Source organism: Streptomyces luteosporeus (assembly GCF_039532865.1).
GTDB classification, from domain to species: Bacteria; Actinomycetota; Actinomycetes; order Streptomycetales; family Streptomycetaceae; genus Streptomyces; species Streptomyces luteosporeus.
The window spans coordinates 94,878-109,491 of record NZ_BAAASL010000020.1; the positions used below are offsets into that span (position 1 = coordinate 94,878).

The 14,614-nt window shown below is 73.2% G+C and carries 11 protein-coding genes; 6 read left to right on the plus strand and 5 right to left on the minus strand.

Annotated elements, in window-relative coordinates; translation table 11 throughout:
• Window positions 1-70: 70 nt before the first annotated feature.
• From ABD361_RS24080 to ABD361_RS24090, 3 genes are all read right to left on the minus strand, one after another.
• Complete coding sequence (locus ABD361_RS24080) at window positions 71-973, minus strand: DNA-3-methyladenine glycosylase family protein (RefSeq protein ID WP_344437822.1); 903 nt, start codon at window positions 971-973, stop codon at window positions 71-73.
• A gap of 28 nt (window positions 974-1,001) precedes the next feature.
• Window positions 1,002-2,093 carry a mannose-1-phosphate guanylyltransferase gene (gene manB, locus ABD361_RS24085; RefSeq protein WP_344437886.1) on the minus strand — a complete coding sequence of 364 codons (1,092 nt, stop codon included), beginning with the start codon at window positions 2,091-2,093 and terminating at the stop codon, window positions 1,002-1,004.
• Between the two features lie 126 nt (window positions 2,094-2,219).
• Window positions 2,220-3,815 (minus strand): peptidoglycan recognition protein family protein, encoded by a 1,596-nt coding sequence (locus ABD361_RS24090; RefSeq protein WP_344437824.1) that lies wholly within the window; start codon window positions 3,813-3,815, stop codon window positions 2,220-2,222.
• Window positions 3,816-3,943: 128 nt separating this feature from the next.
• Between ABD361_RS24090 and ABD361_RS24095 the strand changes: the two genes are divergently transcribed.
• The 4 genes from ABD361_RS24095 to ABD361_RS24110 all read left to right on the plus strand — a co-directional run bounded on the left by ABD361_RS24095 (window position 3,944) and on the right by ABD361_RS24110 (window position 9,998).
• On the plus strand, window positions 3,944-4,696 hold the full coding sequence (locus ABD361_RS24095) for a TIGR03089 family protein (protein ID WP_344437826.1): 753 nt from the start codon (window positions 3,944-3,946) through the stop codon (window positions 4,694-4,696).
• Window positions 4,697-4,798: 102 nt separating this feature from the next.
• Window positions 4,799-6,070, plus strand: a complete 1,272-nt coding sequence (locus tag ABD361_RS24100; RefSeq protein WP_425583306.1) for an LCP family protein — start codon at window positions 4,799-4,801, stop codon at window positions 6,068-6,070.
• Between the two features lie 276 nt (window positions 6,071-6,346).
• Window positions 6,347-8,098 (plus strand): LCP family protein, encoded by a 1,752-nt coding sequence (locus ABD361_RS24105; RefSeq protein ID WP_344437828.1) that lies wholly within the window; start codon window positions 6,347-6,349, stop codon window positions 8,096-8,098.
• Window positions 8,099-8,198: 100 nt separating this feature from the next.
• Window positions 8,199-9,998: an LCP family protein gene (locus ABD361_RS24110; protein ID WP_344437830.1), complete on the plus strand. Its 1,800-nt coding sequence runs from the start codon at window positions 8,199-8,201 to the stop codon at window positions 9,996-9,998.
• Between the two features lie 26 nt (window positions 9,999-10,024).
• Here the strand turns inward: ABD361_RS24110 and ABD361_RS24115 are convergent, their stop codons facing one another.
• The gene (locus tag ABD361_RS24115; protein WP_344437833.1) at window positions 10,025-11,035 is read right to left on the minus strand and encodes a glycosyltransferase family 2 protein; all 1,011 of its coding nucleotides are present in this window, start codon (window positions 11,033-11,035) and stop codon (window positions 10,025-10,027) included.
• A 194-nt stretch (window positions 11,036-11,229) separates the two neighbouring features.
• Here ABD361_RS24115 and ABD361_RS24120 point away from each other — a divergent pair, with 194 nt between their 5' ends.
• Window positions 11,230-12,726: an LCP family protein gene (locus ABD361_RS24120; RefSeq protein WP_344437835.1), complete on the plus strand. Its 1,497-nt coding sequence runs from the start codon at window positions 11,230-11,232 to the stop codon at window positions 12,724-12,726.
• Window positions 12,727-12,746: 20 nt separating this feature from the next.
• On the opposite strand, the gene ABD361_RS24125 is transcribed toward ABD361_RS24120, so the two are convergent.
• Window positions 12,747-13,295: an acyl-CoA thioesterase gene (locus tag ABD361_RS24125; protein WP_344437837.1), complete on the minus strand. Its 549-nt coding sequence runs from the start codon at window positions 13,293-13,295 to the stop codon at window positions 12,747-12,749.
• A gap of 121 nt (window positions 13,296-13,416) precedes the next feature.
• Between ABD361_RS24125 and ABD361_RS24130 the strand changes: the two genes are divergently transcribed.
• Window positions 13,417-14,613, plus strand: coding sequence for an LCP family protein (locus ABD361_RS24130; protein ID WP_344437839.1), 1,197 nt, complete (start codon window positions 13,417-13,419; stop codon window positions 14,611-14,613).
• The last annotated feature ends 1 nt before the right edge of the window (window position 14,614 follow it).

Below are 14,614 nucleotides of genomic sequence, written 5' to 3' on the forward strand. Positions count from 1 at the left end.
CGCGGCGGAGCCGCAGATCGACACTGCCCCGCGCCCCTGGCGGGGCGCTGCCCGATCCGCCGGACAGGTCCTAGATCGCCCGGAAGTCCCGTACGGAGAAGCGCGGCTCGCGCCGGGGCAGCCGGACGCCGCTGAGCAGGATCAGCCGGCACGCCCGGTGCCGCTGCCCCGCGTACGGCTCCAGCAGCTGAAGCATCGCCGCATCGTCCGCCCCGCGGAACCCCGTGAGGGCGTACCCCACGATCCGCGGCAGGTGCAGGTCCCCGGTGGTCACCGCGTCGGGGGAGCCGTTGCTGCGCTGCAGCGTCTCGGCGGCCGTCCACGGGCCGATGCCGGGCACGGCCTGCAACCGGGCGGCGGCCTGAACGTCCGGCATCGCGGCCGCCTCCTCCAGGCGGGCGGCCGCCCGGGCCGCGCGCACGATCGTCGCCGAGCGCTTGTCGTCGACCCCGGCCTTGTGCCACTCCCAGGACGGCACGAGCGCCCACGCCCGCGGATCGGGCATCACCCGCATCCGGGGCGAGGGCCCCGGCGCGGGCTCCCCGAAGCGCTGCAGCAGCAGCCGCCAGGCGCGGTACGCCTCGTCGCTGGTGACCTTCTGCTCCAGGATCGAGGGGATCAGCGACTCCAGCACCAGCCCGGTGCGGGCCAGCCGCAGCCCGGGGTGGCGCCGGTGCGCCTCGTGCACCAGCCGGTGCCGGGGGACGAAGGCGGAGGGATCGTCGTCCGCGCCGAGCAGCGCGGGCAGGCGGTCGAGCAGCCAGTCGCCCCCGGGCCCCCACGCCTCGGCCTCCACGGCCCCGCCGCGGGCGGCCACGCACAGCGTGCCGGGCCCCTCGGGCGTCCGGCTGGCCCGCCACAGCGTCCCGTCGGGGCACACCCGGAACGCCGGATCCCCGGGCCCCCGCCCGAGCACACCGAGCGTCACCCCGAGGTCCAGTGCCCCGTCGGGGACCCACGTACGCCTTGCCATCGTGGCCAGGGTACGCGCGTTGCCGTACCTACTGGTCCGACGAGAAGCGGATCGCGCCGTCGGGGATGGCCGCCCCGCACCACACGCGGGCGCCGGTGCCGAGCTCGTTGTCCGCGCCGACCGCGGCGCCGTCGCCGACGACCGCGCCGTCGAGCACCGTGCGCGCCCCGATGCGCGCGCCCGCGCCGATGAGGGAGTCGCGGACGCTGGCGCCTGCCTCGACGATCGCGCCGTCCAGCACGGTGCTGCCGTCGATGCGCGCGCCGGGGTCGACGCGGGCCCCGGCGCCGACGACCGTACCGCCCATGATCTTGGCGTCGGGGGCCACCTCGGCCCCCGCGAGGACCAGCCGGTCGCCGCAGCGTCCGGGCACCGCCGGGGAGGGGGCGCGGCCCAGGACCAGGTCCGCCGAGCCCCGGACGAACGCCTGCGGCGTGCCCAGGTCCAGCCAGTACGTGGAGTCGACCATGCCCTGCAGGTGGGCGCCGGCGGCCAGCAGCCCGGGGAAGGTCTCGCGCTCCACGGAGACCGGCCGGTCGGCCGGGATGGTGTCGATCACGGACCGGTTGAAGACGTAGGCGCCCGCGTTGATCTGGTCGGTGACGATCTCCTCGGGCGTCTGCGGCTTCTCCAGGAAGGCGGTGACGCGCCCGGTGGCGTCGGTCGGCACCAGCCCGAAGGCCCGCGGGTCGGCCACCCGCGTCAAGTGCAGGGAGACGTCGGCGCCGGTGGTGCGGTGGGTGTCCACCAGGGCCTCGATGTCCAGGCCGGTGAGGATGTCGCCGTTGAAGATCAGCACCGGGTCGTCCGGCCCGGAGTGCAGGCGCGAGGCGACGTTGCGGATGGCGCCGCCGGTGCCCAGCGGCTCCTCCTCGGTGACGTACTCCAGGTGCAGCCCGAGGGCGGAGCCGTCGCCGAAGTACGGCTCGAAGACCTCGGCCAGGTAGGACGTGGCCATCACGATGTGCTCGACGCCCGCGGCCCGGGCGCGGGCCAGCTGGTGGGTGAGGAAGGGCACGCCGGCCGCCGGGATCATGGGCTTGGGCGTGTGCACCGTGAGCGGGCGCAGTCGCGTTCCCTTGCCGCCGACCAGGAGGATCGCTTCTGGCGAAGAAGACAGCTTCGTCACGTAATCGTCTCTGCTTCCTGCTGGGGCCGGCCCGTGATCGGCGGCCAGTGTACGCAGAACGTGTGCTTCCGCCCGCGTCCGGTCACCGCTCGCGGGCCGGACGCGGGCGCGTTCCGGTCAGCGGCCCTGCAGCCGGGCGGCCTGCGCGCGCACCTGGGGCAGCCGGGCGTAGAGCCGGTCGCCGGGGCATTCGGTGGTGAAGCCGTCGCGGTGCCCGGAGATCGCCTTGAGCCGTGCGGTGGTGCCCTTCTTGAAGCGGTTGCCGCCGGCGGAGACCAGGGAGACGGTGCCGAGGGGGTTGACGTCGTAGAGGCCGAGCTTCCAAGCGGTCAGGGTCGCCACGGCGTCGAGCGCGGCGGCGGTCGGGCTGCTCCTCCCAAAGGTGCCGAGCAGGGCGATTCCCATGCTGTTGGTGTTGAAACCGAGAGTATGGGCACCTCTGACGGGTTTCGCCACACCGCCTGCCCGGCCCTCGTAGACGGTGCCGCACTTGTCCACGAGGAAGTTGTAGCCCACGTCCCGCCAGCCGCTGCTCACCACGTGGTAGCGGTAGATACCCCGGATGACGGAGGCGGACTGCGCGCAGCTGTAGCCGTTGCCGGAGGCGGTGTGGTGGATGAACGCGGCCCGCACTTTCTTGTCGTAGGGGAAGCCGCGCTCGCGCAGCGACTCGTCGGCGCCCCAGCCGGCCCGGGTGACGATGCGGGGGCGCGGCCCGACGAAGCGGCCGGAGGGCTCGGTGACGTCGGCGGTGCCGTCGCCGTCGTCGAGGCCGGTCGGCGGGGACAGCTCGTCGTCGCCCTCCGGGTCGGGGGCGCCGTGCCCGTCGGAGACCGGCTTGTCCTGGGCGACGCCGGCCGGCTCCACCTTGGTGGCGGCGATGTCGCGGGCCGAGTCGGGCCGGCCGAGCGCCGGGATCTCCGTGGCGCCGAGGGGGGCGAGGGGGAGGTTGGCCGCGGAGCTGGCGTTCTCCTGCTCCGTGGGCGGTGCCGGGGTGATGCTCGCGCCCCGCGCCCGCCCGGCGGCCCGGCGCGGATCGCGGCCGGGGTCGACGAGCTCGACGCGCAGCCCGGAGGGCAGCGGCCGCACCTGCGCCTCGGGCCGGCCCGCGGCCTGGGTGCCCTGCGCGACGGGTTTCGTCTCGGGCTGCACCCTGACCTGTACGGCGTCGGAGGCGCCCACCCACAGCGGCGCGGTGGCGCCGCGCAGGCTGCCGCGCCGGGCCTCGGGGGAGTCGAGGTCGGGGCGGTCGTCGTCGTGCGTCTGCACGTCCTGCCACTCGGACCAGGTGCTGCTGCCCAGCGCCCGGGTGCGCACCTGGGCCCGGCCGCGCAGCTCGGTGCGGGGGTCGTCCCAGACGATGCCGACCAGGGAGAACGGCGCGACCGCGCGGGCGGGCAGCCCCTGCGGGCCGCGCGGCCGGCCCCGTCCGGGCGCCCCGGCGGGGGCGCCCAGCGGCCGCAGGCGCAGCGAGTGGGTGCTGCCCGGTACGGCGGCGGGCGAGCCCGGCAGCACCCGGGTGCCGTGGCGCGGCACGCCGTCGGTGTGCGCCGCGCCGGTGTGCGCCACGTGGGTGCGGGGGACGGGCGGTACGGCGGGGACGCCGGGCCGGGTGCGCGTCGCCGGGGCCGGCGCGGCCGGGGTGGCGAGGAAGGGCAGGGCCAGGACCGCGGCGCACGCGGCGGCGGCCGGGGAGACAAGATTTCCGCGCATACCAGAAATCGTGGACATATCCGTACTTGTCTGTCCATTCCTCGCCTGACGGCGAGTCGGGTGCCCGCGGCCGGCCCGCGGCCGGTCCGACCACCCGTCAGACGGGCCCTCCGCGTACCCTGTCGCGGATGAACGCCACCGACCGCACCCCCGCCGACCTGCTGCGTTCCGCGCTCGCCGCGGACCCCGCGCGCCCCCTGGTGACCTTCTACGACGACGCCACCGGCGAGCGCGTCGAACTGTCCGTGGCCACCTTCGCCAATTGGGTGGCGAAGACCGCCAACCTCCTCCAGGACGACCTGAACGCCGGACCCGGCGACCGCCTCGCCCTGCTCCTTCCGGCGCACTGGCAGACCGCCGTCTGGCTGATCGCCGCCTCCTCCGTCGGGGTCACCGCCGACGTCGGCGGCGACCCGGCCGCGGCGGACCTCGTCGTCAGCGGCCCGGACGACCTGGAGCGGGCGCGGGCCTGCTCCGGGGAGCGCGTGGCGCTGGCCCTGCGCCCCCTGGGCGGCCGCTTCCCCCAGCCGCCGGCCGGCTTCGCCGACTACGCCGTCGAGGTCCCCTCCCAGGGCGACCGGTTCGCCCCGTACGCCCCCGTGGACCCCGCCGCCCCGGCGCTCGCCGTCGGCGGGCTCGAACTGACGGGCGAGCAGCTGGTCGACCGGGCCCGCGCGGACGCCGCCCGGGACGGCCTGGGGCCCGGCTCGCGCGTCCTGTCCGCCCAGGGCTACGACGGCTGGGAGGGCCTGTCGGCCGGCCTGTACGCCCCGCTCGCCGCGGGCGGCTCCGTCGTGCTGTGCCGCCACCTCGACCGGCTGCCCCAGGAGGCGCTGGAGCGACGGTGCGCGGACGAGCGCGTCACCGTGACGGCCCTCTGACGCTGCCGGAGCGCCGCAGCCGCGCGATGATCGGCGGTAGGTGCGGCTCCCCACGGGCCGCACCGACCGCAGCCCGACGCGCAGGAGGGACGCACGTAAGCCGTGACGCCCGGCCCCGGTACGCCCGGCCGGCCGAACCGCCCCGGGGTCCGGGGGCCGCTCGGCCGGCCGGGCGTGCCCCGGCGGCGCCGGCGCCGCTGGCTGCGCGGCTTCGCGGCGCTCCTCGCGGTGCTGCTGCTGGGGTTCACGGGGCTCGGCTGGTTCCTCTACCAGCGCCTCAACGGCAACATCCACACCGACACCGCGACCGAGGAGGAGCTGCGCCGCTGGGAGAAGGAGCGGCCCAGTGCCCTGGTCGCCGGCGCCCAGAACATCCTGATCATCGGCTCGGACACGCGCAGCGGCACCGGCAACGGCCAGTACGGCGGCGCCGACGACAGCCAGCGCTCGGACACCACGATCCTTCTGCACCTGGCCGCCGACCGGAAGAGCGCGACCGCCGTCAGCCTCCCGCGCGACCTGATGGCGACCATCCCCAGCTGCCGCAAGCCCGACGGCACCTACACCAATGAGCGCTTCGCCCAGTTCAACTGGGCGTACGAGCTCGCGGGCACCGCCTGCACCATCCGCACCGTCGAGAACATCACCCGGATCCGGATCGACCATCACGTCGTCCTGGACTTCAACGGCTTCAAGCGCCTGGTCGACGCGGTCGACGGCGTCGAGGTCTGCCTGAACCGGCCCATGGAGGACCGCGAGGCCCGCCTCTCGCTGCCCGCCGGGCGCCAGGTGCTCAACGGCGAACAGGCCCTCGGCTACGTCCGGGCCCGCTACGGCGTCGGCGACGGCAGCGACACCGAACGCATGGGGCGGCAGCAGAAGTTCCTGGGGGCCCTGGTGCAGGAGGTGCAGAGCGAGGGCGTCCTGCTCAACCCCGCCCGGCTCTACCCCGTGCTGGACGCCGCCACCAAGTCGGTGACCACCGACCCCGGCCTCGGCTCGCTGAAGCGGCTGTACAACCTCGTGCGCACCGTGCGCGGCATCCCCGCCGACCGCGTGCAGTTCCTGACGGTGCCGCGCCGGCCGTACCCGTACAACAGCGCCCGCGACGAGCTCGTCCAGCCGGACGCCGACCAGCTTTTCGAACAGCTGCGCAGGGACCGCCGGGTGACGCTGAGCGCCCACGTCCGCCCCGCCGACGACAGGCCGGCCGCCGTCCGGCCCGGCCGCGAACCGGAACCCGAGGGCACCGACGGCGCCGAACCCCAGCCGCCGCCCCCCTCCGCCTACGCGACCACCACCGCGCCCTCCCCGCTGCCGACCGCCCCGCCCACGTACGAGGGCACCACCGCGGCACGCGGCAGCTGCGGCTGACAACCGATCACCTACGCGGTAAAAACGGGCGAACGGCCCGGCCGGCGCCCTGTCCCCGTGTTCGCCCGGGCGACCGTCCACGCGAAGGGATTGGGCAGATTGCCCAGTTGTAGGGGAGTGCAATTTGTCACGGGCGTCGCTTGACGCTGAACTGGGCGGATAGTGTGAGCGATCCCGGTGCGCACTGCCGGCCGACCGCGCACTGCACCAACGACACTCTCGTGCGCCTCATGGGGGGTAGGCGCCGCGTGGCACCGACGGAGGACTCAAGCGACCGTGGATGCGCAAGGCCGTGGGCGAGCGGGCGGCATCGATCCCGCCGACCAGTGGGTGTTCGACCCCGACACCGGCAGCTACGAGCTGCGTATCGATGAACCCGCAAGCCCCGACAGGGCCGCTTCCGGACCCACCACCCCGGCACCCAGCCGCCGCACCGCCCCCGCCAGAGCCACCGCCGCGCCCCGCAAGCAGCCGGGCACCCGCACCGTGCCGGGGCAGCGCGGCACGGGCGGCGGCGGTCGCCGCGCCGCGGCCAAGGCGGCGACCGGGCGCCGGCGGCCGAAGCCGAAGAAGCAGGCCGCCAGGAAGAAGAAGGTCCTGATGTGGACCGGCGGCACCCTGGGCTTCGTGCTGGTCGCCGGCTCGGTGGGCGGGTACCTGCTCTACCAGCACTTCAACAACAACATCGACAAGGTCGACGTCGGCATCAACAACGACGCCGTCATCGACGGCCCGGTCAACATCCTGGTGATCGGCACGGACAAGCGCTCCGGCAAGGGCAACACCGGCTACGGCGACGACGGCAGCGTCGGCCACGCCGACACCACCTTGCTCTTCCACGTCTCCGAGGACCGGACGAACGCGACGGCGCTGTCCATTCCGCGTGACATGATCACCGACATTCCGGACTGCCCGACCAAGTCGGGCGGAAAGTCCCGGACGATCCCCGGCTCCAAGGGCGTGCGCTTCAACGAGAGCCTCGGCCAGGAGGACCGCGACCCGGGCTGCACCTGGCGCACCGTCGAGCAGCTCACCGGCCTGAAGGTCACCCACTTCATGATGGCCGACTTCAACGCGGTCAAGGAGCTCTCCGCGGCCGTGGGCGGCGTCGACGTCTGCCTCGCCAAGGACATCAACGACCCCAAGTCGCACCTGAAGCTCTCCAAGGGCCACCACAGCATCCAGGGCGAGGACGCGCTCGCGTTCGTCCGCACCCGGCACAGCGTCGGCTTCGAGAGCGACCTGGACCGCATCAAGCTCCAGCAGCAGTTCCTGAGCTCGATGATCCGGAAGATGAAGTCGGGCGACACCCTCTCCAACCCCAAGAAGCTCTACGACCTCAGCGACGCCGCGACCAACTCGCTCACCGTCGACACCGGCATAGGCTCGATCAGCAAGCTGATGAGCCTCGCCAAGGAGCTCAGCAAGGTCAACCTGAAGAACATCACCTTCGCCACCGTGCCCGTCGTCGACAACCCCGCCGAGGGCAAGTTCCACAAGACCGTCGTGCTGGACAAGCCGAAGGCCGAGCCGCTGTTCGCCATGGTCCGCCAGGACGTCTCGCTGACCGAGGTCAAGGAGAAGGAGCGCAAGCAGAAGGAGGAGGCCGACGCCAAGCAGGCCGCCCTCCTGCAGGGCCCCAAGGCCGCGCCCGCCCAGGTGCGGGTCAAGGTCCTCAACGGCAGCGGCAAGGTCGGCGCCGCCCAGGAGACCGTCGCCTGGATGCAGAACACCAAGGGCATGGGCCACACCAGCAACGGCGGCAACGCCGCGGGCGGCAAGAAGGACAAGACCGTCCTCGAATTCGCGCCCAACCAGGCCGATCAGGCCCGCCGTCTGGCCGAGGACATGGGCCTGCCCGCCGACGCCCTCAAGCAGAGCGCGACCGACGCCGCGCCCACCGCGGAGATGACCCTCACCCTCGGCGCCGACTTCCACGGTGCGGGCACTCCCGTCACCGCGCCGCAAAAGGCCCCGGAGGGGATTCAGAAGGTCGAGGCGGACGATGAGAACATCTGTGCAAAGTGAACCCTGACGAGGTTCTTTCGCATCTCATTACGTAGCAGGACTCGAGCGGGACACACGTCTGCCCATCGGGCCGGTACGCACCATCCAAGGGGAGGGCCCGATGCGGCAGAGCAGTGGTGCGCGGAATGAGGCGGCCGGCAAGGCCGCCGCGACCGCGCCGAAGCAGCGTTCCGCGGAGCACGAGAGCGCCGGGACCGCCGGGACCGCCGACGGCGGGGCCGGCGCCCGGGACGCCGCCGAGGAGGCCGGATCCGGCGCGATACCCGGCCCCGCCGCACGCCCGGCGGGGACTCGTCCCGGCGGCGGCCGGCCGCGCCGCCGCCGCATCGGCCGGATCCTGCGCTGGACCGCCCTCGGCCTCGCCGTCCTGATCCTCGGCGTGGCCGCGGCGGGCTGGTTCTACTACCAGCACCTCAACGACAACATCAAGAAGAACAAGCTCAACCTCGGCGACAAGCAGCTCGACCGCAGCGCCGCCAACGCCGACGGCCAGCGCCCGCTGAACATCCTCCTCCTGGGCTCCGACAGCCGCGGCAGCAAGGAGAACCAGGACCTCGGCGGCGCCCGCGACGACGCCGACCGCCCGCCGCTGGCCGACGTGCAGATGCTCGTGCACGTCTCGGCCGACCGCAGCAACATGTCGGTCATATCCGTCCCGCGCGACACCCGCGTGACGATCCCCAAGTGCACCGACCCCGACACCGGCAAGGTCTACAAGGAGACCAACCGCCAGATCATCAACACCAGCCTGGCCAACGGCGGCCCCGGCTGCACGGTCGCCACCTGGGAGGAGCTCACCGGCATCCCCGTCGACCACTTCATGATGATCGACTTCTCGGGCGTGGTGAACATGGCCGACGCCGTCGGCGGCGTCCCCGTCTGCGTCGACGCGAACGTCCGCGACGAGAAGTCCGGGCTGCAGCTGCCCAAGGGCAGCCACACCATCAAGGGCAAGCAGGCCCTGCAGTGGCTGCGCACCCGGCACGGCTTCGAGGACGGCAGCGACATCGGCCGCACCCACGCGCAGCACATGTACATGAACGCGATGGTCCGCCAGCTCAAGGCCGGCACCAAGCTCTCCGACCCCGGCCAGCTCACCGACCTCGCCGAGGCCGCCACCAAGGCCCTGACCGTCGACAAGGACCTGGGCTCGGTCAAGGACCTCTACGGCCTCGCCGACGACATCAAGCGCGTGCCCTCCAACCGGATCACCATGACCACCATGCCGTGGGCCACCGACCCGCAGGACCCGGACGCGCACGTCATCCCCAAGCCCGGCGACGCCGACAAGCTCTTCTCGCTCGTCCGCAACGACATCGCCCTCGACGGCAAGGACAAGAAGAAGGACGACAAGGCCGGCGTGCCCACCGTGCCCGCCACCCGGAAGACCGACATCGCCGTCACCGTCTTCAACGGCACGGGCACCGCCGTCGAGCCGCCCGCCACCGGCCGCGGCTCCGACATCGCCGCCCTCCTGGTCAAGCAGGGCTTCACCAAGGCGATCGCCGACTCCACCCCGCGCGCCCAGGCCGACACCACGATCACCTACCCCCGGGCCACCCAGCGCGCCGACGCGCTCGCCGTGGCCAAGGCCCTCGGCCTGCCGGAGAGCGCGGTGCGCCACTCGCCCGAGGTCCGGCAGATCACGCTCGTGGTCGGCGGGGACTGGCGTACGGGCACGACGTACCCCAAGGCCGCGGACGACGCCTCCGCCACCACGCCCGAGCCGGGCGCCTCCGCCTCGGCCTCGGCCTCCGCGTCCGCCAAGCCGGGCGAGGGGAAGCCGGACGGCAAGGACGGCAAGAAGGACGGCGACAACAAGGCCCCCGAGAGCTCGGACCCGCTCAACGGCGCCGACACCTCGGCCTGCATGAAGGTCAACCCGGCCAATCGCTACTGACCGACCGGGTTCCTCTTCTCCTTCGGCTACTTCACTGCCGGGCGGCGGCTGGCGATGACCTTCTTCGCCAGCGAGCGGGGGCTGGTGAGGAAGCCGTAGCCCCACGACATGTGCATCGTGGCCAGCGCCAGCGGGATCCGCACCCGGGCACCGGCCGGCAGGCCCTTGCCCGCCGGCACGGAGCCGGCGGCGATGGCCGCCAGGTAGCCGGCGGGCACGACGAAGCCCCACGGGGTGACGGTCGCGCCCACCACCGCGCCGGCCGCGATCGCGCAGACCGCGGCCGGCGCGGCCAGGTAGCGCAGATTGATCGAGCCCTGGTGGTAGCGGGCCACCACGTGCCGCCAGCGGCCGTAGTTGCGGTACTGCTTGGCCAGCTCCTTGACGTTCGGGCGGGGACGGTAGGAGACCTTGAGCTCCGGCGAGAACCAGATGAGCCCGCCGGCCTCACGGATGCGGAAGTTCAGCTCCCAGTCCTGGGCGCGGATGAACTCCTCGTTGTAGCCGCCCTGCTGCTCCAGCACCTCGCGCCGGAAGACGCCCAGGTAGACGGTCTCGGCCGGGCCGGCCGCGCCGCCGGTGTGGAAGGCGGCGTTGCCCACGCCGATGCGCGAGGTCATCGCCGCGGCGACGGCCCGCTCCCAGTCGTTCTCGCCCTCGGCGTGCATGATGCCGCCCACGTTCTGGGCGCCGGTCTCCTCCAGCAGCCGCACGGCCGTGGCGATGTAGTCCGGGGAGAGCATGCCGTGCCCGTCGACACGTACCACGATCGGGTGACGCGAGGCCTTGATCGCCGCGTTCAGCGCCGCCGGGGTGCGACCCGAGGGATTCGGCACGGTGTGGACCCGGGGATCCTCCCGGACCAGCTCCGCGGCGATCTCGTCGGTGCGGTCCGTGGACGGACCGAGGGCGATGACCACCTCCAGCTCACCGGCATACTCCTGCTCCAGGATGTGCCGCACGGAGGTGCGCAGATGCCGTTCTTCATTGAGCACCGGCATGATCACGGAAACGGCTGGCAGCTGCTGATCGGGCATGGTTCCTCGGGAGTACGGGGGCCGGGGACCCGGCCACGTTACCGCCAATGGGCGAAGCGGCTCCGCCCCGGCCGGGTGGTGGGACCGCCCCGGACGGCGTGGGGCCGCGGACAGTTCATCGTATGGGCCTACCGTGCTGCTGCAGTGCGCGAGCTTCCCCCGCCGTGCTCCCCGACCGTCGCGGAGGTTACGCAGTGACCGCACCCGACCGCTCCTTGCGCACCTGTCCGCCCCACCGCCGCCCGACCCGCCACCGCCGGCCCGCCGCCCGCCGCCCGCGCTGGGGCATGCGGCTGGCCACCGGGGCCGCCCTGGCCGTGCTGGGCACCGGGGGCATCGGGCACGCCGTGGTCACCGGCTTCGCCGGCGGCATCGGCCGGGTGGACCCCTTCGGCGGGCTGTCGAACCGGCCCCAGGTCAGCCGCGGCACCAACATCCTGCTCGTCGGCACCGACGGCCGCGACAAGATCACCGAGGAGGAGCGACAGCGCTACCACCTGGGCGGGATGCCCTGCCACTGCACCGACACGATGATGCTGGTGCACCTGTCGGCCGACCGCGAGCGGGCCACCGTCGTCGGGCTGCCCCGCGACACCTACATCGAGATCCCCGAGCGCACCGACGAGACCGGCCGCATCCGCCCGGCCCACGGGCAGAAACTCAACGCCGCCTACGCCGAGGGCGGCCCCGGCCTGACCGTGCGCTCCGTCGAGCGCCTCACGGGCGTCCACGTCGACCACTACATGGAGGTCGACTTCACCAGCTTCATGAAGACCGTCGACGCCGTCGGCGGCGTCCAGGTCTGCAGCGCCAGGCCGCTGCACGACACCTACACCGGCCTGGACCTGCCGGCCGGCACCAGCACCCTCGACGGCGGGCAGGCCCTGCAGTACGTGCGCTCCCGGCACCTGGACGGCGCCGCCGACCTCGGCCGGATGCAGCGCCAGCAGCGCTTCCTCGCCTCGCTCATGCACCGGGCCACCGACGGCGGCGTCCTGCTGAACCCGGTGAAGTTCCGGCAGGTCGCCTCCACCGTCAGCGGCTCGGTCCGCGCCGACCGGGGCCTGGGCACCGCCGACCTCGTCGACCTGGGCCGGGCCATGCGGGGCCTGACGCCGGCCTCCGCCGAGTTCACCTCCGTACCCGTGGCGGTGGCCGACTTCCCCGTACCCGGCATCGGCTCCACCGTGCGCTGGGACGAGGCCGCCGCCGGCAAGCTCTTCCAGGCCCTGCGCGAGGACCGGCCGGTCAATGCCATCCCGCGCGCTCCGCACCGGGTGCAGGATGCCAAACCCCAGGGGCAGCCGCCCACCACGGTCGACGTGCCGCCGGAGCGCATCCGGGTGCAGGTCCTCAACGGCACCGGCCGCACCGGCCTGGCCAAGAGCGCCGACGAGGCGCTGCGGGCCACCGGCTTCCTCACCACCGGCCGGCCCGCCGACGCGCCGCCGCCCGCCACTGCGCGCACCCTGATCACCTACGACCCGCGCTGGGACCGCTCGGCCCGCTCGCTGGCCGCCGCCCTGCCGGGCGCCGAGCTGCGCCCGGTGCCCGGCCAGGGGCCCGTGCTGCAGGTGGTCCTCGGCACGGACTTCACCCGGGTCCACCCCGTGCGCGCCGAGCAGCCCGCGGAGCAGCCCGGCGGCCTGTCGGTGGTCACCGGCGACCAGGCGGTCTGCCCGGAGGGGTGAGGGGTGAGCGGGAGAGAGGCTCAGTCCTCGATGCCCTCGGCGGCCCGGTTCTGCCGGAGCTCCATGATCGCGCGGCGCCGGGCGAGCCGGTGGGTGCGGCGGATCTGGGCCTCCTGGTAGCGGCGGCGGTCCTGCTCGGTCTCGGGCATCACCTGGGGTACGGCGCGGGGCTTGCCGTCGCCGTCGACCGCGGCGAAGACGAGGTAGGCGCTGCCGACCTGGACGGGAGGCGCGGCCTCGTTCCAGCGCTCGGCGAGCACGCGTACGCCGATCTCCATGGAGCTGCGCCCGGTCCAGTTCACCTGGGCCTTCACGTGGACGAGGTCGCCGACGCGCACCGGTTCGAGGAAGGCCATCTCGTCCATCGAGGCGGTGACGGCGGGTCCGCCGGAATGCCGGCCGGCGACCGCACCGGCGACGTCGTCCACCAGTTTCATGATCACGCCACCGTGGACGGTGCCCAGCAGGTTGGTGTCGTTGTTGGTCATGATGTGGGACAGCGTCGTGCGGGACGCCGAGGTCGGCTTGCCCGGTATGTCGGACTCCGGGTTCCGGTCCTGAATGGTCATGTCCACCACTGTATGCGGGCCCGGTCGCACCCGCGGCGTTTGCATCAGCTCTGCAACAGCACTGCCCCGGTTCCGTCCGCACCCTGGGAGGCCGGGCGCCACGGAAGGCACACTCGGGAGCATGAGTGATTGGCCCGATGGGCGGACGCACACACGCCGTGCGGGCCCGCCCGCGCAGTACCAGCCGCCCCGTGGCTACGACGCCCCGCACGGGCCCGGCCCCCAGGGCGGCCCCCCGCAGGCCGACGGCTACTCGGCCGGGCAGGTCTACGGGCGCGGCGGCGCGGCCCCCGCCGGGCCGGGCGCCCGTGGGACGCGTACTGCCTCCCCCGACTGGCGCAAGCGGCTGAAGATCGGCGCGATTGCACTGGTCACCGGCCTGGTGGTGGTCTCCGTGAGCACCTACTTCTGGGCCGACGGCAAGCTGCGCCGCGAGGTCGACCTCTCCTCGGTGCCCGACCGGCCGCCGGCGGGCGAGGGCACGAACTACCTGATCGTCGGCTCCGACAGCCGCGAGGGCCTGTCGGAGGAGGACAAGAAGGAACTGCACACCGGGTCGGCCGACGGCAAGCGCACCGACTCGATGATGATCCTGCACACCGGCTCCAACGGCACCACGATGCTGAGCCTGCCGCGCGACTCGTACGTGACCATCCCCGCCTTCACGGGCAAGCAGTCCGGCAAGCGCTTCCCGGCCTCGACCCACAAGCTCAACCAGGCCTACTCCGACGGCGGGCCCGAGCTGCTGGCGCAGACCATCGAGTACAACACCGGCCTGCACATCGACCACTACGCGGAGATCGGCTTCGGCGGCTTCCGCAACCTCGTCGACGCGCTCGGCGGCGTCCAGATGTGCCTGGACAAGCCGCTGAAGGACCGCGACTCGGGCGCCGACTTCAAGGCCGGCTGCCAGGAGCTCAACGGCGCGCAGTCCCTCGCCTTCGTCCGCCAGCGGCACCAGGAGGCCGACCAGGACCTGGGCCGGATGCGCAACCAGCAGAAGTTCCTCAACACCCTCGCCAAGCAGGCCGCCTCCCCGTCGACGATCCTCAACCCCTTCCGGCTCTACCCGGTGATCGGCTCGGGCCTGGAGACGCTCATCGTCGACAAGGACATGGAGCTGTGGGACCTGACGTCGATGTTCTGGGCGATGAAGGGCGTCACCGGCGGTGACGGCAAGCAGATGACCGTCCCCATCTCCAACCCCAACCTGCCCACCCGCAGCGACGGCGTGGCCGTCAAGTGGGACACGGCCAAGGCCAAGCAGCTCTTCGACCAGCTGAAGAAGGACCAGAAGGTCACCGCCGGCGACCAGTGAC

Bases quoted from the DNA above. Each gene is read 5' to 3' on its own strand.
- ABD361_RS24080 (WP_344437822.1), bottom strand. From the start codon at position 973: ATGGCAAGGCGTACGTGGGTCCCCGACGGGGCACTGGACCTCGGGGTG.
- ABD361_RS24090 (WP_344437824.1), bottom strand. From the start codon at position 3,815: ATGCGCGGAAATCTTGTCTCCCCGGCCGCCGCCGCGTGCGCCGCGGTC.
- ABD361_RS24095 (WP_344437826.1), top strand. From the start codon at position 3,944: ATGAACGCCACCGACCGCACCCCCGCCGACCTGCTGCGTTCCGCGCTC.
- ABD361_RS24110 (WP_344437830.1), top strand. From the start codon at position 8,199: ATGCGGCAGAGCAGTGGTGCGCGGAATGAGGCGGCCGGCAAGGCCGCC.
- ABD361_RS24115 (WP_344437833.1), bottom strand. From the start codon at position 11,035: ATGCCCGATCAGCAGCTGCCAGCCGTTTCCGTGATCATGCCGGTGCTC.
- ABD361_RS24125 (WP_344437837.1), bottom strand. From the start codon at position 13,295: ATGACCATTCAGGACCGGAACCCGGAGTCCGACATACCGGGCAAGCCG.
- ABD361_RS24130 (WP_344437839.1), top strand. From the start codon at position 13,417: ATGAGTGATTGGCCCGATGGGCGGACGCACACACGCCGTGCGGGCCCG.